The sequence below is a fragment of the Pseudomonas sp. SBT1-2 genome (genome assembly GCF_028640875.1).
Lineage (GTDB): Bacteria > Pseudomonadota > Gammaproteobacteria > Pseudomonadales > Pseudomonadaceae > Aquipseudomonas > Aquipseudomonas chlororaphis_I.
Map to the genome: position 1 here is coordinate 1 of NZ_JAQZAA010000103.1, position 17234 is coordinate 17234.

Sequence of the window (17234 nt, forward strand, 5' to 3'; positions counted from 1 at the left end):
CCTTGCTGGGTGAAGTCATCGTCCTTGCGGATGTTGTAGCTGGCACGCAGGGCCAGGTCCTGGGTGAGCTTGTGGCTGACCCCGAGGTTCAGGCGGTTCAGGTTGGTCTGCGGGGTATAGCCTTCGAGGGTGTAGTTGTTGTCCGGCAGGCTGTTGAGGGCCATGGTCAGCTTCTGGGTATCGTCCTCGTATTCCTTTTCGTGGGCGATTTCGCCGAACACCTGGGTTTGCTGGGTGATCTGATACTTGCCTTGCAGGCCGATGCCCAAACGCCGTGAGGTGCGTTTCTGGTCATCGAAGGTCAGGGCGGTGGAGTCGCTGCCGTCCTCGGAGTAACCGTCGACCTTGGCCCGCGCGTAGTCGGCGCTGATGAACGGCGACAGGTGCCACGGGCTGCTGGCCTGCTGCGCGATGTCGTAGCCCAGGCGAGCGCTGAAGGCCAGGATGTCGCCGCTGGTGTCGCCTTTTTCCCCGCGCTCGTTGGGGCCCAGGTCGAATTTGCGCTTGAGGTTGTCGTAGTCCAGGTGTCCGGCGGTAGCCGCCGCGTCGGCCCACCAGCGGTTTTGCTGGTACTGGACGAAGGCGGTGCCCAGGTAGGTGTTGAGCTTGTAGTCCGAATCGTTGCTGCCCGCTTCGAGCTTCTGCCGATAGGCGCCGGCCAGCACGCCCACTCGCCAGGCCTCGTCGAGCCGGTAGCTACCACCGATGTTCAGGTTGAAGCCGTTGCCGTCGGCACTGGCGCCGCTGCGCTGGCTGTCGAAGTCCTGATGCTGGCCACCCGCGGCGACAATCGCCCGCCATTGACCCACGCCCTGCCAGTTTTCCCAATCGGCCTGCCATTGGTTGCGCAACTCATCCTGGTGCGCACGCAGGGTGCCCTGGGCCATTTCCGGGAGCAGGGTTATTTCCCAGGGCGCTGCCAGCAGGGAGTAAGCGTAATCGGCGATCAGCCGCTGGCCGGCTTCGGTGGGGTGGACCGAGTCGTTATAGATCAACTTGCTCGGGTCAGGTGTGGCGCTGTGAATGCCATAGCGGGCGTTTTCCGTACAGCCATTGCCACTGAAGCAGGTGGCGGTGAGATTCTGATCGGTGGCCAGGCCGAACTGTGCCGGGTTGGCGAAGCTTTCCTTCAAGAGCACGGGAATATTGAGGGGAATGACTTCGGCATCGACCGTCTGTAGTTGCCGCACCAACTCGGTGTTGAACTGGGCGCTGAGTTGGGAGGTGAACCCTTGCAACGGGCTGCCGTTGATTGCCGGGGTCAGGCCGATATCCGGTAGCAGCCAGACCATGATGTAGCGGGCGCCGGCCTGTTGCAGGGTCTGCACGCTGTCGACCAGGCGACCAGCTGCTGCATTGGCCTGGTCGAGGCTGGTGACGCGGCCCTGGAGGAAGTCGTTGCCGCCGCCCGACAGGTAGTACAGGGCATTCGGGTCGGCGCGCAAATGGTTGGCCACCAGATAACCCGGGCGGCTACGGCTGCCGGCGGTCGAGGTGGTGGTAATCGAATCGAGAATCTGGTCGGTGCGATAACCGCCGACCGCCCAGTTGTTGCCGTCAGGCAGGCCTTCGCTGGCGCGGGTGGCCGAGGTCGAGGCGGCGAGCTGGTCGTCCGAGAACCCCAGTTTGGCACCGAGCAATTGGGTCGAGTTGGCGGAACGGAGTTCTCCGCTGCCATCCAGGTAGATAGGCCCTGTGCGGTTGGTAAAGCGCTGGGTGGCTCCCGCAGGACCGCCTGGATCGGCGAATTGCCCGGCATCGCTGAGGCTGTCGCCGAACACGATAAAGCTGGAATAGGGGGAGGGGGCTGCGATCGCTTGAGTGCAGGCTAAAGACAAAAGACTGCTGGCGAGTGGTACGAACAACGTCTTTTTGATCATGAACAAGTCCGTTTTATTTATTGTTGTAGAGAACGAAACGACAGTACCAAAAACTTTTGTGTCTGAGCTATGGCTATAAGCCATATCGCTTGTTTATCCGGGCGTGGGCCCCGCCATATTGCGCCCTCTGCTCAGCTAAGTTACTGTGCCTGAACGTATGAATGAGACCTTCCCCGTGTTGATCGTCAGCAAACTCTTGATGCGAGTTGTTAAGGCACACGCCCGTTGGCGTTGGCGCGCCTAACTTTTCTCTGCCGGCCCGGCCGGACCTGTACCGTTTTGCCTTCTTTACCCCTGTTCGACTCCGCTTGTGCTGGTTGAGTGATTGCAACCCCCGGCGGGCCTGTCAGCGGGCAATCCACTGAAGGCTGTATTAAAAGTCAGTGAATTCAAGAGGTTGTAATCCCCATGTTGCTGATGATCGATAACTACGACTCCTTTACCTATAACGTTGTGCAATACCTTGGCGAGTTGGGTGCCGAGGTCAAGGTGGTGCGCAACGACGAACTGACCGTGGCTGAAATCGAAGCGCTCAACCCTGAGCGGATTGTCGTGTCGCCCGGTCCTTGCACACCGACCGAAGCCGGTGTGTCCATCGAAGCGATCAAGCATTTCGCCGGCAAGCTGCCGATCCTGGGCGTCTGCCTGGGCCACCAGTCCATTGGCCAGGCCTTTGGCGGCGATGTGGTGCGCGCGCGGCAGGTGATGCATGGTAAGACTAGCCCGGTATTTCACCAGGACAAGGGCGTATTCGCCGGTCTGAACCATCCGCTGACCGTGACCCGTTACCATTCCCTGGTGGTCAAGCACGACACCTTGCCGGACTGCCTCGAGCTGACCGCCTGGACCCAGTTGGAAGACGGCTCCGTCGACGAGATCATGGGGCTGCGCCACAAGACACTGAACATCGAGGGTGTGCAGTTTCACCCCGAGTCTATTCTCACCGAGCAGGGCCACGAGCTGTTCGCCAACTTCCTCAAACAGAGCGGCGGCACGCGCTAAGGACTTTCCATGGATATCAAGACTGCCCTGAGCCGTATCGTCGGCCATCTCGATCTGAGCACCGATGAAATGCGCCAGGTCATGCGTGAAATCATGACCGGCCAGTGCACCGATGCACAGATCGGCGCCTTCATGATGGCTATGCGCATGAAGAGCGAAAGCATCGACGAAATCGTCGGCGCTGTTTCGGTCATGCGCGAGCTGGCGGACAAGGTCGAGCTGAAAACCCTCGACGGCGTGGTCGATGTGGTCGGCACCGGCGGTGACGGTGCGAACATCTTCAACGTGTCCACGGCTTCTTCCTTTGTCGTCGCAGCAGCCGGTTGCACGGTGGCCAAGCATGGCAACCGTGCGGTGTCCGGGAAAAGCGGTAGTGCCGACCTGCTCGAATCCGCCGGCATCTATCTGAACCTGACGCCGGTACAGGTTGCCCGCTGCATTGATAACGTCGGCATCGGTTTCATGTTCGCCCAGTCCCATCACGGTGCCATGAAGTACGCCGCTGGCCCGCGCCGCGATCTCGGCCTGCGCACCCTGTTCAACATGCTCGGCCCGCTTACGAATCCGGCCGGTGTGAAACATCAGGTGGTGGGTGTGTTCACTCAGGCGTTGTGCCGGCCATTGGCCGAAGTTTTGCAACGTTTGGGCAGCAAGCACGTGCTGGTAGTGCACTCTCAGGATGGCCTGGATGAATTCAGTATCGCCGCGCCGACCTTTGTCGCTGAACTGAAGGACGATCAGATCACTGAGTATTGGGTGCAGCCCGAAGACCTAGGCATGAAGAGCCAGAGCCTGTTCGGCCTGGTGGTCGAAAGCCCGGCGGCATCGCTCGAGCTGATTCGCGATGCTTTGGGGCGGCGCAAGACCGAGCATGGGCAGAAGGCCGCGGAAATGATTGTGCTCAATGCCGGTGCCGCGCTCTATGCCGCGGACCATGCCAGCAGCCTGAAAGAAGGCGTAGCCCTGGCCCATGACGCTTTGCACACTGGGTTGGCTCGCGAGAAGCTGGAGGAGTTGGGCGCCTTTACCGCGGTATTCAAGCAGGAGAATGAAGGATGAGTGTGCCGACGGTTCTGGAAAAAATCCTCGCCCGCAAGGTCGAGGAAGTGGCTGAGCGTAGCGCACGGGTAAGCCTGGCCGAACTCGAAGGCCTGGCCCGCGCCGCGGATGCGCCGCGCGGCTTTGCCAAGGCGCTGCTCGACCAGGCCAAGCTCAAGCAGCCGGCGGTGATCGCCGAAATCAAGAAAGCCTCGCCGAGCAAAGGCGTGATCCGCGAGCATTTCGTGCCGGCGGAAATCGCCAAGAGCTATGAGAAGGGTGGCGCGACCTGCCTGTCGGTGCTCACCGACGTCGATTATTTCCAGGGCGCCGACGCCTACCTGCAACAGGCGCGCGCCGCCTGTTCGCTGCCGGTGATCCGCAAGGACTTCATGATCGATCCGTACCAGATCGTCGAAGCCCGCGCCTTGGGTGCCGACTGCGTGCTGTTGATTGTGGCGGCGCTGGATGATGCCAGGATGGCCGAACTGGCTGCCGTGGCCAAAGGTGTGGGTCTTGATGTGCTGGTTGAAGTGCATGACGGCGACGAGCTGCAACGCGCCCTGAAAACCCTCGACACGCCGTTGGTGGGCATCAACAACCGCAACCTGCACACCTTCGAGGTCAATCTGGAGACCACCCTCGATCTGTTGCCACAGATTCCGCGCGATCGTCTGGTGATCACCGAGAGCGGCATCCTCAACCGGGCCGATGTCGAGCTGATGGAAATCAGCGACGTCTACTCCTTCCTGGTGGGCGAGGCCTTTATGCGGGCCGAGAGCCCAGGCCTGGAACTGCAACGCCTGTTCTTCCCGGAGCGTGGCGTGCCGGTGAGCGGTTCGACCCTGGACTGAACCTGAGTTGATGAAGAAGCCGGCGCCGCCGGCTTTTTTATACCTATCGCAAAGGACCTTTACTGTCATGACCCAGCCCCTTTCCCTGACCGTCGAAGCCGGTCTGCAGGCCGAACAGGATCTGCTCGCCCAGGTATGCAGCGGTGACCAGGAGTACGGCCTGTTGTTCTGGCAACCGAGTGACAGGGCGCTGGTGATGCCGCGGCGCTTGAGTCGTTTGCCGGGGTTTGAGCAGGCTTGCGAGGCACTGGCCGCCAGTGGCTGGCCGGTGTTGCTACGGGAAACCGGTGGGGAGCCGGTGCCGCAATCGGCTGCGACGATCAATATCGCGCTGGTCTATGCGCCGCCTCGCAGTGAGGGTGACCAGAACCGGATCGAAACCGGTTATCGCCGTTTGTGCCAGCCGATCTGCGACCTGCTTTCCGAGCTGGGGGGCGAACCCTCCCTGGGTGAAGTCGAGGGCGCTTTCTGCGATGGCCGGTTCAACGTCAATCTCAACGGGCGCAAGATGGTTGGCACCGCCCAGCGTTGGCGTCAGAGCAAGGGTGGGACGCGTCCGGTTGGATTGGTGCATGGCGCGCTGTTGCTGGATGACGAGCGGGAAACCATGGTCGCGGCGGTCAATCGGTTCAACCAGGCCTGTGGCCTGGAGCAGCGTTGCCGTGCCGAGAGCCATATCGCCTTGCATGAGGCGTTCGCCGCGCCGAATGCCATCGAGCGCCTGGATACCCTGTATCGGCAGATGCTGGCGCAGTTCCTGCCGCTCTAGCGGGTGCCGAACACCACCATGGTCTTGCCTTTGACATGGACCAGGTTGCGTTCTTCGAGGTCCTTGAGCACCCGGCCGACCATTTCCCGTGAGCAGCCGACGATTCGCCCGATTTCCTGACGGGTCACCTTGATCTGCATGCCGTCCGGGTGGGTCATGGCATCCGGCTGCTTGCACAGTTCGAGCAGGCAGCGGGCTACGCGCCCGGTGACATCGAAGAACGCCAGGTCGCCGACCTTGCGGGTGGTGTTGCGCAGGCGTTGGGCGATCTGGCCGCTTAGCACATACAGAATGTCCGGGTCCTGTTGAGACAACTCACGGAATTTCGCATAGCTGATCTCCGCGACTTCGCATTCGACCTTGGCGCGTACCCAGGCGCTGCGTTGCTGCTCATGCCCGGCCTGTTCGAACAGGCCCAGCTCGCCGAAAAAATCCCCGGCATTGAGATAGGCGATGATCATTTCCCGACCGTCATCGTCTTCGATCAGGATGGTGACCGAGCCTTTGATGATGAAGAACAGCGTGTCCGACTGGTCACCGGCGCAGATGATGTTGCTCTTGGCCTGATAGCGGCGGCGCTGGCAGTGCATCAACAGCTTGTCGAGGTTCTTGATCTTGGGTGTAGGGGCAAGAGCAACCATGGTTGTATCCCGAAAAGACAGCACGGTGTGATTTGGTTTTTTTATGGGGCGGTCAAGCAGGATCGCCGATAGCTGGCAATGCGCCAGCGATTTGGCGCCAGCTTAACAGACACATCCTTTGGGTAATTAAGAATTTTCCTATCAGAACTGAGTGTGGCACCGGAACAGGCAAAGCGCTGCCGTCCAAGGCCCTGTGCTAAGCTGGCGACCCTTTTTTAGCAGTGGAGTCTTGGCGATGAAGGCACGCATCCAATGGGCTGGCGAAGCCATGTTCCTCGGGGAATCGGGCAGCGGTCATGTGGTGGTAATGGATGGCCCGCCGGAAGCCGGCGGTCGTAACCTGGGCGTGCGCCCGATGGAAATGCTCCTGCTCGGCGTAGGCGGTTGCAGCAACTTCGACGTGGTCAGCATCCTGAAAAAGTCCCGCCAGGCTGTCGAAAGTTGCGAAGCCTTCCTCGACGCCGAGCGTGCGACCGAGGACCCCAAGGTTTTCACCAAGATTCACATGCACTTCGTGGTCAAGGGCCGCGGGTTGAAAGAAGCCCAGGTCAAGCGCGCCATCGAGCTGTCGGCGGAAAAATACTGCTCGGCATCGATCATGCTCGGTGCGGCCGGGGTTGCCATCACTCACGATTACGAAATCGTCGAGCTCGGTTGAGTTTCCATTCAACCATCCTGAATTCGTGGCAAAAGAAAGGGCGCTGAAAAAGCGCCCTTTTTTTGCCTGCGATTTGTATCGATCAGATCCGGTAAGTGCTTTTGGTCATGACCTTGGCCAGCAGGCTCATGCCGAACTTCACCGGCGTGGGGAAGCGGAATCCCCCTGCGTCCAGCGCGCTTTCGGCGTGTTGTTCTTCGTCGATGCGCATCTGCTCGAGAATCGCCCGGGACTTTTCATCCTCGGCTGGCAATTGCTCAAGGTGTTCGTTGAGGTGTTTGCACACCTGATCTTCAGTAGCCGCCACGAAACCCAGGCTGACCTTGTCGCTGATCAGCCCGGCTACCGCGCCGATGCCGAACGACATGCCGTAAAACAGTGGGTTGAGCACACTGGTGTGGCTACCCAGCTGGTGAATGCGTTGCTCGCACCAGACCAGGTGGTCGATTTCTTCTTCCGCGGCGTGCTCCATAGCGGCGCGCACGTGCGGCAGCTTGGCGGTCAGGGCCTGGCCCTGGTACAGCGCCTGGGCGCAGACTTCGCCGGTATGGTTGATGCGCATCAGGCCGGCGACATGCTTGGTGTCCTCTTCGCTCATCTGCACCTCCGGCTGCACGATGGCAGGGGAAGGGCGATAAGGCTGGCCACTGAAGGGCAGCAAGGTACGCATTGCCGCATCTGCCTGCAGCAGTAGACGGTCAATCGGCGAGTAGTGACGTTGGGTAGTCATGCTTACCTCCGGGAAGAATCACGGCGGCCAGTTTACCCCAATCGATGGGCAGAGGCCTGCGCTGGATCAGCACACTCTCGGCAAACCGGGCGAGAAGTGTGCTGTCGCGCACTTTGGGCGGGGATCAGCCCGGCGGCCAGTGCATCTGGCGCTGACCCAGAACGTGCATGTGAATGTGATACACGGTCTGGCCGCCGAGTTCATTGCAGTTCATGACGACGCGGAAGCCTTCCTCGCAACCCAGTTCCCTGGCCAGGCGCTGGGCGGTGAACAGGATATGTCCGGCCAGCAGCTTGTCGTCTTCGGTCAGGTCATTGAGGGTGCGCACCGGCTTTTTCGGAACTACCAGGAAATGCACGGGGGCCTGTGGGGCGATATCGTGGAAGGCCAGAACCTGGTCGTCCTCGTAGATGATCTTCGCCGGTATTTCCCGGTTGATGATCTTGGTGAACAGAGTATCCACAGCTGTTTCTCCGTTGTGTTGGTCCGGGCTGAGTGTACTCAGGCAAGCCGAGTGCGCCCAGCCTTAGATGATTGCCCGGTCAGCGCGGGCAATAGGCTTTGTTGACGGCGCCGGAAATCTTGCGGGTCAGCCAGCGCGAACCCAGGCGCGGGCTGAACGCGAACCAGCGGTTGCGGCGGCCGGGGATGATAATGGCGCGGTTCTTTTCCAGGGCGCGCACGGTGTACAGCGCGACTTCTTCCGGGCTCATCAGCAGCTTGCTGTCGTTGAGCTTGCTGGTGTTCAACTGGGCGGTATCAAAGAAACCGGTGCGGGTCGGGCCGGGGCAGAGTACCGAAACCTTCACCGCATTGTTTTTCAACTCTTCGCGCAGGCCTTCGGAGAAGTGCAGCACATAGGCCTTGCTGGCGTAGTAGGTGCTCATCCAGGGGCCGGGATAGAAGCCGGCGATCGAGGCGACGTTGAGAATCTGCCCGCCGCCCTGCAAGGCCATGCTGTTGCCCAGGGCATGGCAAAGCCGGGTGAGGGCGAGAATGTTCACTTCGATCAGGTCCTGTTCGGTCATCCAGTCCTGGGCGAGGAACGGCCCGCAGGTGCCGATGCCGGCGCAGTTCACCAGCAGGTCGATCTGCCGGTCGCCTTCCTCCAGCTCCAGCAGAAAGCCCGAAAGCCGCAAAGGCTCGGACAGGTCGCAGGCGCGGAACAGCACCTCGACGCCAAAACGCTGGGTCAACTCGATGGCGATGCTTTCCAGCTGATCACGCTGCCGGGCCACCAGGATCAGGCTGCGGCCACGCCGGGCCAGCGCTTCGGCCAATGCCAGGCCTATGCCGCTGGAGGCGCCGGTGATCAGAGCGTAACGGGTCATGCGGTTCTCCATTGCAACGGTCGGTCGCCTGTGGGGAAAGTCCCAGGCACCGGCGCGTTATTTCAATCCGATAGTCTACAGGTGGCCAGGGCGGGCTTGCTGCTTTCGCTGCTGCCATCCTGGGCGCCTTAGACCGAGCTGAGCCCGCCAATGAAGGACAGCAGCAAAACGATTATCCACAGCGCGGCAAGCCCCTTGACCGCTCCACTGTTTGGCGGAGGCGGCGCGCCGTAACGATTGGCGCCGGTGTTGCCCGGCAGGACCGCCAGCAGCAGCGGAAACACCGCGTACACAAATGGCAGCAAGTTCAACAGCCAGAGCCAGCCCGACCAGCCCAGGTCATGCAGGCGCTGAACGGAAATGGTGATGTTCAGATAGGCGAAGGCCAGTGCTACGACGCCGAGGAAGATCATTCCCGTCACCTGCAGGCCGTTGCCGACCAGAGCCGCGGTCAGGAAGCCGCCGACGAGGGTAGTCAGCAGGATCAGCACGAGGGTCCAGGCGAGATAGCGCAGGCGCCCGATGCGGCCATCGACGGTATAGAACTTCAACTCGCCAAACTCGGGAAGGGGATCACCCACTGTGGCTTGAGGCGGGGTATAGGGCGAAGTGTCCGCGCCGGCCATGGGTTCTGGCGCTGGTGTCGGTGTCGGGCGTTGCCAGTCACTTGTCGCGGTGGGGCCTGCTTGAGGCAAGTCCACCGAAAGCGAAGGGGCTGGCGCCGGGGGAGCAGGTTGAGGTGTCGGTTGGCTGGCGCCTGGGGCAAGATCCGGTTCTACGCGTGGGGCGATACCGGCCTGGTTCAGCGCGGCGAGATAAATATCCGCATCCAGCTGGGAGAGGTCGCGCTTGAGGGTAATGTTTTGCCCCTTGAACAGAGGCTCGATCGCGGCGATATCGCTTTTGAACAGCTTGGCGATTTTCTGCTTGGCATGTTCGATGTCGACACCCGGAAGCAGAGCTCCGTCAAATACGATCTTGAAACGGTTTTCGCTCATGCAGGGCTTCCTTGTCGGCTTTATAGAGAGGGCTTTCGCAGGGCGATAGTTTAAGGCCAGCCGTCCGTTGCTGGCCAAAAAACATCAGCGATTCAGCGTGGCCAGCGTTGCGGCAGCCGAGCGGCCAGTTCCTGTGCGGCACGGTATTCGGCGTCCAGGCGGGCGACCAGTTGATCGACACTTGGCAAGTCATCGATTTCGCCGACGCCTTGTCCGGCGGACCACACGGTTTTCCAGGCTTTGGCTTCGTCGCTGAGCGGCTTGAGTTTCGAGCCGAAGTTGACTTCGCCTTTACCCTGCAGGGCGGCAAGGTCGAAGCCGGCGTTTTCCAGGCTTTGGCGCATGAAGCTTGCCGGAACCCCGGAGACCGCCGCGGTGTGCACGATGTCGGCGGCCTTGGCGCTCAGTAGCATCTCTTTATAGGCTTCCGGCGCGTGGCTTTCCGTGGTGCCGATAAAGCGCGTGCCGAAGTAGGCGAGGTCGGCACCAAGCAACTGTGCGGCGAGTATCTCGTGGCCATGGTTCAGGCAGCCAGCCAGCAGCAGCGTCTTGTCGAAGAACTGGCGAATTTCGGCGATCAGGGAGAACGGGCTCCAGGTCCCGGCGTGACCACCGGCGCCGGCGGCTACTGCGATCAGGCCGTCAACCCCGGCCTCGGCAGCTTTTTCCGCGTGGCGTCGGGTGGTGACGTCATGGAAGACCAGGCCTCCATAAGCATGCACCGCATCGACCAACTCCTTCACCGCCCCGAGGCTGGTGATGACGATAGGCACCTTGTGTTCGATGCAGATCGCCAGGTCGGCGTTCAAACGTGGGTTGCTGTGATGCACGATCAGGTTGACGGCATAGGGTGCGGGGTTTTCCAGGGTCGCAAGGCCTGCTTCGATTTCTTCCAGCCAGGCCTTGAAGCCACTGCTTTCACGCTGGTTGAGGGCAGGGAAACTGCCCACTACACCGTTGCGGCAGCACGCCAGAACCAGTTGTGGGTTGGAAATCAGGAACATCGGCGCCGCCACGACAGGCAAGCGCAAGCGTTGTTCGAGCAGAGCGGGCAGCGACATTGGAAGTACCCCGAATAATGAACGGCTAGTAGGAATTAGAACGGCCGGACGACGACCAGAATTACGATAGCCAGCAATACCAGAACTGGCACTTCATTGAACCAGCGGTAAAAGACATGGCTGCGGGTGTTTTCGCCACGGGCAAAACGTTTCACCTGGGCGCCGCACATGTGGTGGTAGCCAATCAGGATGACTACCAGGGCCAGCTTGGCATGCATCCAGCCACCCTGGCCGAAGTAGGCGCTGGGGTTCAGGCTCAGCAGCCAGATACCGAAAACCAGCGTGGCGATCATCGCCGGCCCCATGATCCCGCGGTACAGCTTGCGCTCCATGATACTGAAGCGTTCCTTGCTGATCGTGTCTTCGCTTTGAGCGTGATAAACGAACAGGCGTGGCAGGTAGAACAGACCGGCAAACCAGCAGACCAGACTGACGATGTGAAAGGCTTTGAGCCACAGATAGAGCATTTAGGTTATTCCCAGGTTCACGGTAGCGCAGATAGTAGAGGCAGGAGCGTCCGCACGTCACCTTGACGGTTGTCGCAGGGTCTTTCGGCCCCTATCATCGACGGCTTTCCAGTGGGTTCGTTGAGGGCAGGTTTATGGTCAAGGTCGGTATCGTCGGCGGCACGGGTTACACCGGTGTCGAACTGCTGCGTCTGTTGGCACAGCATCCGCAGGCTGAAGTGGTAGTCATCACTTCCCGATCCGAGGCAGGCCTTGCCGTTGCCGATATGTACCCGAACCTGCGAGGCCACTATGACGGCCTGGCATTCAGCGTTCCGGACATCAAGACCCTCGGTGCCTGCGATGTGGTGTTCTTCGCGACGCCGCACGGCGTTGCCCACGCCCTGGCGGGTGAGCTGCTGGCTGCGGGTACCAAGGTCATCGACCTGTCGGCGGATTTCCGTCTGCAGGACGCCGATGAGTGGGCCAAGTGGTACGGCCAGCCCCACGGCGCCCCTGAATTGCTCGACGAAGCCGTCTATGGCCTGCCTGAAGTCAATCGCGAGCAGATCAAGCAGGCGCGTCTGATCGCTGTTCCGGGTTGCTATCCGACCGCTACCCAACTCGGCTTTCTGCCATTGCTGGAAGCTGGGCTGGCCGATACTTCGCGGCTGATCGCCGACTGCAAGTCGGGTGTCAGTGGCGCCGGCCGGGGGGCCAGCGTTGGCTCCCTGTACTCCGAGACCTCGGAAAGCATGAAGGCCTATGCGGTCAAGGGGCATCGTCACCTGCCGGAGATTCGCCAGGGGCTGCGCCGTGCGGCGGGCAAGGATGTCGGCCTGACGTTCGTGCCGCACCTGACGCCGATGATCCGCGGCATTCACTCGACGCTCTATTCCACTGTCGTGGACAAGTCTGTGGACCTGCAGGCGCTGTTCGAGAAACGTTATGCCAACGAGCCGTTCGTGGATGTGATGCCGGCGGGCAGCCATCCGGAAACCCGCAGCGTGCGAGGCGCCAACGTCTGCCGGATTGCCGTGCACCGTCCGCAGGATGGCGATCTGGTGGTCGTGTTGTCGGTGATCGACAACCTGGTCAAAGGTGCTTCGGGCCAGGCCGTACAGAACATGAACATCCTGTTCGGTCTGGACGAGCGCCTGGGCCTGTCCCACGCTGGCATGCTGCCTTAAGGCGCCTGCCTGCTTCAGCAAAAGGCCCGTTACGGGCCTTTTTGCATTCTGCGGTGAGCCCCGGGCTTATTGATATACCGTAACAATAGTTGACCGCTTTTCTGGGAGAAGCGGATAATGCGCGTCATCACGCATTATGGCGGCGTAACGCCGGGAGATAGTCAGCATGAGCGTCGAATCCTTCACCCCCACGGCTTTGCAATTCACCCACGGTGCCGCGCACAAGGTGAAGAGCCTGGTCGATGAAGAGGGTAATGATCGCTTGAAGCTGCGCGTATTCGTTACGGGCGGCGGTTGTTCAGGGTTTCAGTACGGCTTCACTTTCGATGAAGAAGTCGCGGATGACGACACCATCGTCGAGCGCGAAGGCGTCAGCCTGGTGGTCGATCCGATGAGCTTCCAGTACCTGGCGGGTGCCGAGGTGGATTATCAGGAAGGTCTGGAAGGTTCGCGCTTCGTGATCAAGAACCCGAATGCCACGACCACCTGCGGTTGCGGTTCTTCGTTCTCGATCTGATCGCTGGTCAAGGTTTTATCAGACGCCGCAGGGCTTTCGGGCTCTGCGGCGTTTTGCTGTCTGGCGATCAGGCGGGGTAGATCGCGCCCAGTACACGCAGGCCGCGGGCGCCCGTGACGCTTGGGCGGTTGGCGGCGATGCCTTCAAGGCAGCAGTGGGCCAGCCAGGCGAACGCCATGGCTTCAACCCAGTCCGGATCGACGCCGTGGGTGGCGGTACTGCTGACCTTGGTGTTGGGCAGTAGGCTGGACAGGCGATTCATCAAGGCCGAGTTGTGGGCACCGCCGCCGCAGACCAGCAGTTCCTGGGTATCGGTCTGCGCGGCTTGCAGCGACTCAACAATGGTCAGTGCCGTCAGCTCCAGGAGCGTTGCCTGTACGTTTTCGGGAGCAAAAGCTGGCAAGCGAGCCAGATGCCCCTGTAGCCATTCCAGGTTGAACACCTCGCGGCCAGTACTCTTCGGGCCTTGAGTGGCAAAGAACGGGTCGCTGAGCAGCGCGTTCAGCAGCATCGGCTCAACATGACCACTGGCGGCCCACTGGCCGTCGCGATCGTAGTTCTCGCCACGTTGGGCATTGATCCAGGCGTCCAGCAGAACGTTGCCCGGGCCGCAATCGAAGCCTGCAACCGGCTTGTCGCTCTCGATCAGGCTCAGGTTGCTGAAGCCGCCGACGTTCAAGACTGCGCGCTTGCCGGCACTTCGATCAAAGAGCGCCTCATGAAAGGCCGGCACCAGTGGGGCGCCTTGGCCGCCAGCGGCGACGTCGCGGCTGCGGAAGTCGCTGACCACGGTGATTCCAGTGAGCTCTGTCAGCAGGGCCGGGTTGCCGATCTGGACCGTGAAACCGCGGGCTGGCTCATGGCGGATGGTCTGGCCATGACTGCCAATGGCGCGGATGTCTGCGGGTTTCAGCTGCTGTTGAGCAAGGAGGCTATGAATGCCCTGGGCGGCCAGCTTCACCCAGTTCTGTTGGGCGATGGCAGAGCGGGCGATTTCATCGGGGCCGCTGGCGCACAAGCCAAGCAGCTCGGCGCGCAGGGATTCGGGCATGGGGATGTAATGCGTGGCGATCAGCCTGATCACCGGGGTTTGCTCGATGAGTGCGATATCCAGGCCATCAAGGCTGGTCCCGGACATCACACCTATATAGAGCGCCATGCTTAACGCTTGTTCGAAGCGAGCAGGGTGGCTTTTTCCTGATCCATCCGCGCCATCAGCGGCTGGCTTTGTTGCAGGAAACGCGCGCGTTCCGCTTTGGCAATCGGGTCAGCCATCGGCAGCTTCTGGCCCAGTGGGTCGACGTGAACGCCATTGACCTGGAACTCGTAATGCAAGTGCGGGCCCGTGGAAAGCCCGGTGGTGCCAATGTAGCCGATCACCTGGCCCTGCTTGACGGTTCCGCCGGTCTTGACGCCTTTGGCGAAGCCTTGCATATGGCCGTACAGCGTACGGTAGGCGTTACCGTGCTGGATGATCACGGTGTTACCGTATCCGCCACGACGCCCGGCCAGAAGCACCTTGCCATCGCCGGCAGCCTTGATTGGCGTGCCGCGAGGGGCTGCGTAGTCGACGCCTTTGTGAGCGCGGATCTTGTTCAGGATCGGGTGTTTGCGGCCCATGGAGAAGCGCGAGCTGATACGTGCGAAGTCCACTGGCGTACGGATAAAGGCCTTGCGCATGCTATTGCCGTCAGCGGTGTAATAACTGCTCATGCCTTGTTTGTTGGTGTAACGCACCGCGGTGTAGGTCTTGCCACGGTTGGTGAAACGCGCAGAGAGAATGTTGCGGGAGCCCACGGCTTTGCCATTGACGACGGTCTGCTCGTAGATCACGTCGAACTCGTCGCCCGGGCGAATATCCTGGGCAAAGTCGATGTCGTAGCCAAAGACGTTGGCCATGTCCATCGTCAGGCTGTGAGAGAGGCCGGCACGGGCTGCGGATTGCGACAGCGAGCTGTTGATCACGCCATGAACATAGGCCGTGCGCACCATGGGCTTGGCGGTGATACGGCTGAAGGCGAAGCCTTTTGGCCCTTTGGTCAGGGTGATGCTTTCCAGGTCGTTGACCTTGCTGTGCAAGTTGTTCAACTGGCCGTCCGGGCCCAGTTCAAACTCAAGTTTCTGGCCGCGCTTCAACTGGGTGAACTGCTTGGCCTGCTTGTCGCTGGCCAACACTTCGTGCACCGAGGTGGCTGGCAGGCCGACCTTCTCGAATAGCGTGGAAAGGGTGTCGCCCTTGGCAACAATGACTTCCCTGTGATTAGCCGTCTTCTTTTCTTCTGCTAGGGCTGGAGCAGGCTGTTCTTGAGCGGTCTTTGCGGTGTCTTCGGGGCTGTTTTCGATTTGCGCGAACGGGGACGGTACGGCTTCATTTGTGGCTTGTACGGCGTCTGCAGCGTCTTGATCTTGTGTCAGTTGCTCGGCTGGGCTTTCCAGATCAAGACTCAAAGTTGTTCTTTTGGCTTCTACATCACTGGAAGGGAATACCAGGAGCGCCAGGCTGAGGAGGGCGGCGATGCCACTTGCGGCGAGCAGGTGGGTCTTCGGATAAAGCGGCGGGGCTTTAGGCGGTTCTGTGGTCATAGGTAATTTTGACTTTGAAAAAGATGAATTGGAAAAGATGAATGACATGATGAAGATGAAATAACTGTATAAAATATAACCAAATCATCTGTTAAGCAAGCCTGCGGACGTCCTGTTCGCGGAAAGCCATCCATACGCCGGGCAAAACTTGTAATTGGGCGCTGATCTTGTATGGTTGGTTCCCTTTGAATCTGAGCCTTGCGGGTCTGTTATGAAGTCGGTTGAAGAGCAGCTAGCGCTGATCAAACGTGGTGCGGAAGAGTTGTTGGTCGAGTCCGAGCTGATCGAAAAGCTCAAGCGCGGCCAGCCGCTGCGTATTAAGGCTGGCTTCGACCCGACGGCGCCGGATTTGCACCTGGGTCACACCGTGCTTATTAATAAGCTGCGCCAGTTCCAGGATCTGGGGCACCAGGTGATCTTCCTGATCGGCGACTTCACCGGGATGATCGGTGATCCGAGTGGCAAGAGCGCAACCCGTCCGCCACTGACTCGCGAGCAGGTCCTCGAAAATGCCGAGACCTACAAGAGTCAGGTGTTCAAGATTCTCGATCCGGCGAAAACCGAGGTGGCCTTCAACTCCACCTGGATGGACAAGATGGGGCCTGCGGACTTCATTCGCCTGACTTCCCAGTACACCGTTGCTCGCATGCTCGAGCGTGACGATTTCGACAAGCGCTATTCCACCAATCAGCCCATTGCCATTCACGAGTTCCTCTATCCGCTGGTTCAGGGTTATGACTCGGTGGCGCTGCGTGCCGATGTGGAATTGGGCGGTACCGATCAGAAGTTCAACCTGTTGATGGGCCGTGAGCTGCAGCGCGGTTATGGTCAGGAAGCTCAGTGCATTCTGACGATGCCATTGCTCGAGGGGTTGGATGGCGTCAAGAAGATGTCCAAGTCACTGGGTAACTATGTAGGTATCCAGGAAGCACCAGGTGTCATGTACAGCAAGCTGGTTTCCATTCCGGATGTCTTGATGTGGCGTTACTTCGAGCTGCTGAGCTTCCGCTCCATGGAGGAGATCCTTTCCTTTAAGGCGGATGTCGAGGCGGGTGCGAATCCGCGGGATATCAAGATCAAGCTGGCTGAAGAGATCGTTGCGCGCTTCCATGGCGAAGAGGCTGCGGCGAATGCTCATCGTGCGGCGGGTAACCGTATGAAGGATGGTGAACTGCCGGATGATCTGCCTGAGATCGAGCTGGCTGCTGCTGAAGACATGCCGATCGCGGCTGTCCTTAATAAGGCTGGCTTGGTAAAGAACTCGGCGATGGCGCGTGACCTGCTCGGCTCGGGTGGTGTGCGTGTAGATGGTGAGGTCGTTGAGCGTTCCTTTATATGGACGATCGGCTCGACTCATGTTTGCCAGGCCGGAAAGAAGGCTTTTGCACGTATTACGCTTAAATCCGAATAAAACTGAAAATAGGTGTTGACGGCGAATTATATCTCTCTATAATTCGCCCCACTTCCGGCGCAGTCGAAACGGAAAACTCCTTGAGATTCAACGAGTTACACGGTTTTCGACAGCGGTTACGCTTC

18 protein-coding genes are annotated in these 17234 nt (G+C 60.1%); 8 read left to right on the forward strand and 10 right to left on the reverse strand.

The window, feature by feature from the left end; all coding sequences use genetic code 11:
- A partial coding sequence (estP, locus tag PVZ78_RS21660; protein ID WP_273829234.1) for an esterase EstP occupies positions 1-1880 on the reverse strand: 1880 nt, incomplete at its 3' end.
- 408 nt (positions 1881-2288) lie between these two features.
- On the opposite strand from estP, the gene PVZ78_RS21665 reads away from it, so the two are divergent.
- From PVZ78_RS21665 to PVZ78_RS21680, 4 genes are all read left to right on the forward strand, one after another.
- The gene (locus tag PVZ78_RS21665) at positions 2289-2882 is read left to right on the forward strand and encodes an aminodeoxychorismate/anthranilate synthase component II (RefSeq protein ID WP_007930170.1); all 594 of its coding nucleotides are present in this window, start codon (positions 2289-2291) and stop codon (positions 2880-2882) included.
- A 9-nt stretch (positions 2883-2891) separates the two neighbouring features.
- Positions 2892-3941, forward strand: coding sequence for an anthranilate phosphoribosyltransferase (trpD, locus tag PVZ78_RS21670; protein WP_009051142.1), 1050 nt, complete (start codon positions 2892-2894; stop codon positions 3939-3941).
- Positions 3938-4774 (forward strand): indole-3-glycerol phosphate synthase TrpC, encoded by an 837-nt coding sequence (gene trpC / locus PVZ78_RS21675; RefSeq protein WP_009051141.1) that lies wholly within the window; start codon positions 3938-3940, stop codon positions 4772-4774. The genes trpD and trpC overlap by 4 nt, the downstream gene beginning before the upstream one ends.
- 67 nt (positions 4775-4841) lie before the next feature.
- Positions 4842-5543, forward strand: a complete 702-nt coding sequence (locus tag PVZ78_RS21680; protein ID WP_028683513.1) for a lipoate--protein ligase family protein — start codon at positions 4842-4844, stop codon at positions 5541-5543.
- On the opposite strand, the gene crp is transcribed toward PVZ78_RS21680, so the two are convergent.
- Positions 5540-6184, reverse strand: coding sequence for a cAMP-activated global transcriptional regulator CRP (gene crp, locus PVZ78_RS21685; protein WP_009051139.1), 645 nt, complete (start codon positions 6182-6184; stop codon positions 5540-5542). The two genes, PVZ78_RS21680 and crp, sit on opposite strands and share 4 nt — an antisense overlap.
- Positions 6185-6419: 235 nt before the next feature.
- On the opposite strand from crp, the gene PVZ78_RS21690 reads away from it, so the two are divergent.
- On the forward strand, positions 6420-6842 hold the full coding sequence (locus tag PVZ78_RS21690; RefSeq protein ID WP_009045862.1) for an OsmC family protein: 423 nt from the start codon (positions 6420-6422) through the stop codon (positions 6840-6842).
- An 82-nt stretch (positions 6843-6924) separates the two neighbouring features.
- Here the strand turns inward: PVZ78_RS21690 and coq7 are convergent, their stop codons facing one another.
- The 6 genes from coq7 to hemJ form a co-directional block, all read right to left on the reverse strand.
- Entirely contained in the window at positions 6925-7572 is a 648-nt protein-coding gene (gene coq7 / locus PVZ78_RS21695; RefSeq protein ID WP_028683514.1) for a 2-polyprenyl-3-methyl-6-methoxy-1,4-benzoquinone monooxygenase, read from the reverse strand.
- Between the two features lie 124 nt (positions 7573-7696).
- Positions 7697-8035 (reverse strand): histidine triad nucleotide-binding protein, encoded by a 339-nt coding sequence (locus PVZ78_RS21700; protein WP_007930180.1) that lies wholly within the window; start codon positions 8033-8035, stop codon positions 7697-7699.
- Between the two features lie 79 nt (positions 8036-8114).
- Positions 8115-8903, reverse strand: a complete 789-nt coding sequence (locus PVZ78_RS21705; RefSeq protein ID WP_009051137.1) for an SDR family NAD(P)-dependent oxidoreductase — start codon at positions 8901-8903, stop codon at positions 8115-8117.
- 128 nt (positions 8904-9031) lie between these two features.
- Positions 9032-9901, reverse strand: coding sequence for a DUF805 domain-containing protein (locus PVZ78_RS21710; protein WP_009051136.1), 870 nt, complete (start codon positions 9899-9901; stop codon positions 9032-9034).
- A 92-nt stretch (positions 9902-9993) separates the two neighbouring features.
- Positions 9994-10962 (reverse strand): NAD(P)H-dependent flavin oxidoreductase, encoded by a 969-nt coding sequence (locus PVZ78_RS21715; protein ID WP_009051135.1) that lies wholly within the window; start codon positions 10960-10962, stop codon positions 9994-9996.
- A gap of 35 nt (positions 10963-10997) precedes the next feature.
- Positions 10998-11429, reverse strand: coding sequence for a protoporphyrinogen oxidase HemJ (gene hemJ, locus PVZ78_RS21720; RefSeq protein ID WP_016702775.1), 432 nt, complete (start codon positions 11427-11429; stop codon positions 10998-11000).
- Between the two features lie 134 nt (positions 11430-11563).
- Between hemJ and argC the strand changes: the two genes are divergently transcribed.
- A complete protein-coding gene (argC, locus tag PVZ78_RS21725; RefSeq protein WP_038636394.1) occupies positions 11564-12598 on the forward strand; it encodes an N-acetyl-gamma-glutamyl-phosphate reductase in 1035 nt (344 codons plus the stop codon).
- Between the two features lie 166 nt (positions 12599-12764).
- Positions 12765-13115 carry an iron-sulfur cluster insertion protein ErpA gene (gene erpA / locus PVZ78_RS21730; RefSeq protein ID WP_007906865.1) on the forward strand — a complete coding sequence of 117 codons (351 nt, stop codon included), beginning with the start codon at positions 12765-12767 and terminating at the stop codon, positions 13113-13115.
- Between the two features lie 67 nt (positions 13116-13182).
- Here the strand turns inward: erpA and PVZ78_RS21735 are convergent, their stop codons facing one another.
- Both PVZ78_RS21735 and PVZ78_RS21740 read right to left on the reverse strand, forming a co-directional pair.
- Entirely contained in the window at positions 13183-14274 is a 1092-nt protein-coding gene (locus PVZ78_RS21735; RefSeq protein WP_273829235.1) for an anhydro-N-acetylmuramic acid kinase, read from the reverse strand.
- A 2-nt stretch (positions 14275-14276) separates the two neighbouring features.
- Positions 14277-15698: a peptidoglycan DD-metalloendopeptidase family protein gene (locus PVZ78_RS21740; RefSeq protein WP_273829236.1), complete on the reverse strand. Its 1422-nt coding sequence runs from the start codon at positions 15696-15698 to the stop codon at positions 14277-14279.
- Between the two features lie 211 nt (positions 15699-15909).
- Here PVZ78_RS21740 and tyrS point away from each other — a divergent pair, with 211 nt between their 5' ends.
- Complete coding sequence (gene tyrS / locus PVZ78_RS21745) at positions 15910-17109, forward strand: tyrosine--tRNA ligase (protein ID WP_053270063.1); 1200 nt, start codon at positions 15910-15912, stop codon at positions 17107-17109.
- The last annotated feature ends 125 nt before the right edge of the window (positions 17110-17234 follow it).

Coding starts and splice junctions, on each gene's coding strand:
- PVZ78_RS21665 (WP_007930170.1), top strand. CDS start 2,289: ATGTTGCTGATGATCGATAACTACGACTCCTTTACCTATAACGTTGTG.
- trpD (WP_009051142.1), top strand. CDS start 2,892: ATGGATATCAAGACTGCCCTGAGCCGTATCGTCGGCCATCTCGATCTG.
- trpC (WP_009051141.1), top strand. CDS start 3,938: ATGAGTGTGCCGACGGTTCTGGAAAAAATCCTCGCCCGCAAGGTCGAG.
- PVZ78_RS21680 (WP_028683513.1), top strand. CDS start 4,842: ATGACCCAGCCCCTTTCCCTGACCGTCGAAGCCGGTCTGCAGGCCGAA.
- crp (WP_009051139.1), bottom strand. CDS start 6,184: ATGGTTGCTCTTGCCCCTACACCCAAGATCAAGAACCTCGACAAGCTG.
- PVZ78_RS21690 (WP_009045862.1), top strand. CDS start 6,420: ATGAAGGCACGCATCCAATGGGCTGGCGAAGCCATGTTCCTCGGGGAA.
- coq7 (WP_028683514.1), bottom strand. CDS start 7,572: ATGACTACCCAACGTCACTACTCGCCGATTGACCGTCTACTGCTGCAG.
- PVZ78_RS21705 (WP_009051137.1), bottom strand. CDS start 8,903: ATGACCCGTTACGCTCTGATCACCGGCGCCTCCAGCGGCATAGGCCTG.
- PVZ78_RS21710 (WP_009051136.1), bottom strand. CDS start 9,901: ATGAGCGAAAACCGTTTCAAGATCGTATTTGACGGAGCTCTGCTTCCG.
- PVZ78_RS21715 (WP_009051135.1), bottom strand. CDS start 10,962: ATGTCGCTGCCCGCTCTGCTCGAACAACGCTTGCGCTTGCCTGTCGTG.
- hemJ (WP_016702775.1), bottom strand. CDS start 11,429: ATGCTCTATCTGTGGCTCAAAGCCTTTCACATCGTCAGTCTGGTCTGC.
- argC (WP_038636394.1), top strand. CDS start 11,564: ATGGTCAAGGTCGGTATCGTCGGCGGCACGGGTTACACCGGTGTCGAA.
- erpA (WP_007906865.1), top strand. CDS start 12,765: ATGAGCGTCGAATCCTTCACCCCCACGGCTTTGCAATTCACCCACGGT.
- PVZ78_RS21735 (WP_273829235.1), bottom strand. CDS start 14,274: ATGGCGCTCTATATAGGTGTGATGTCCGGGACCAGCCTTGATGGCCTG.
- PVZ78_RS21740 (WP_273829236.1), bottom strand. CDS start 15,698: ATGACCACAGAACCGCCTAAAGCCCCGCCGCTTTATCCGAAGACCCAC.
- tyrS (WP_053270063.1), top strand. CDS start 15,910: ATGAAGTCGGTTGAAGAGCAGCTAGCGCTGATCAAACGTGGTGCGGAA.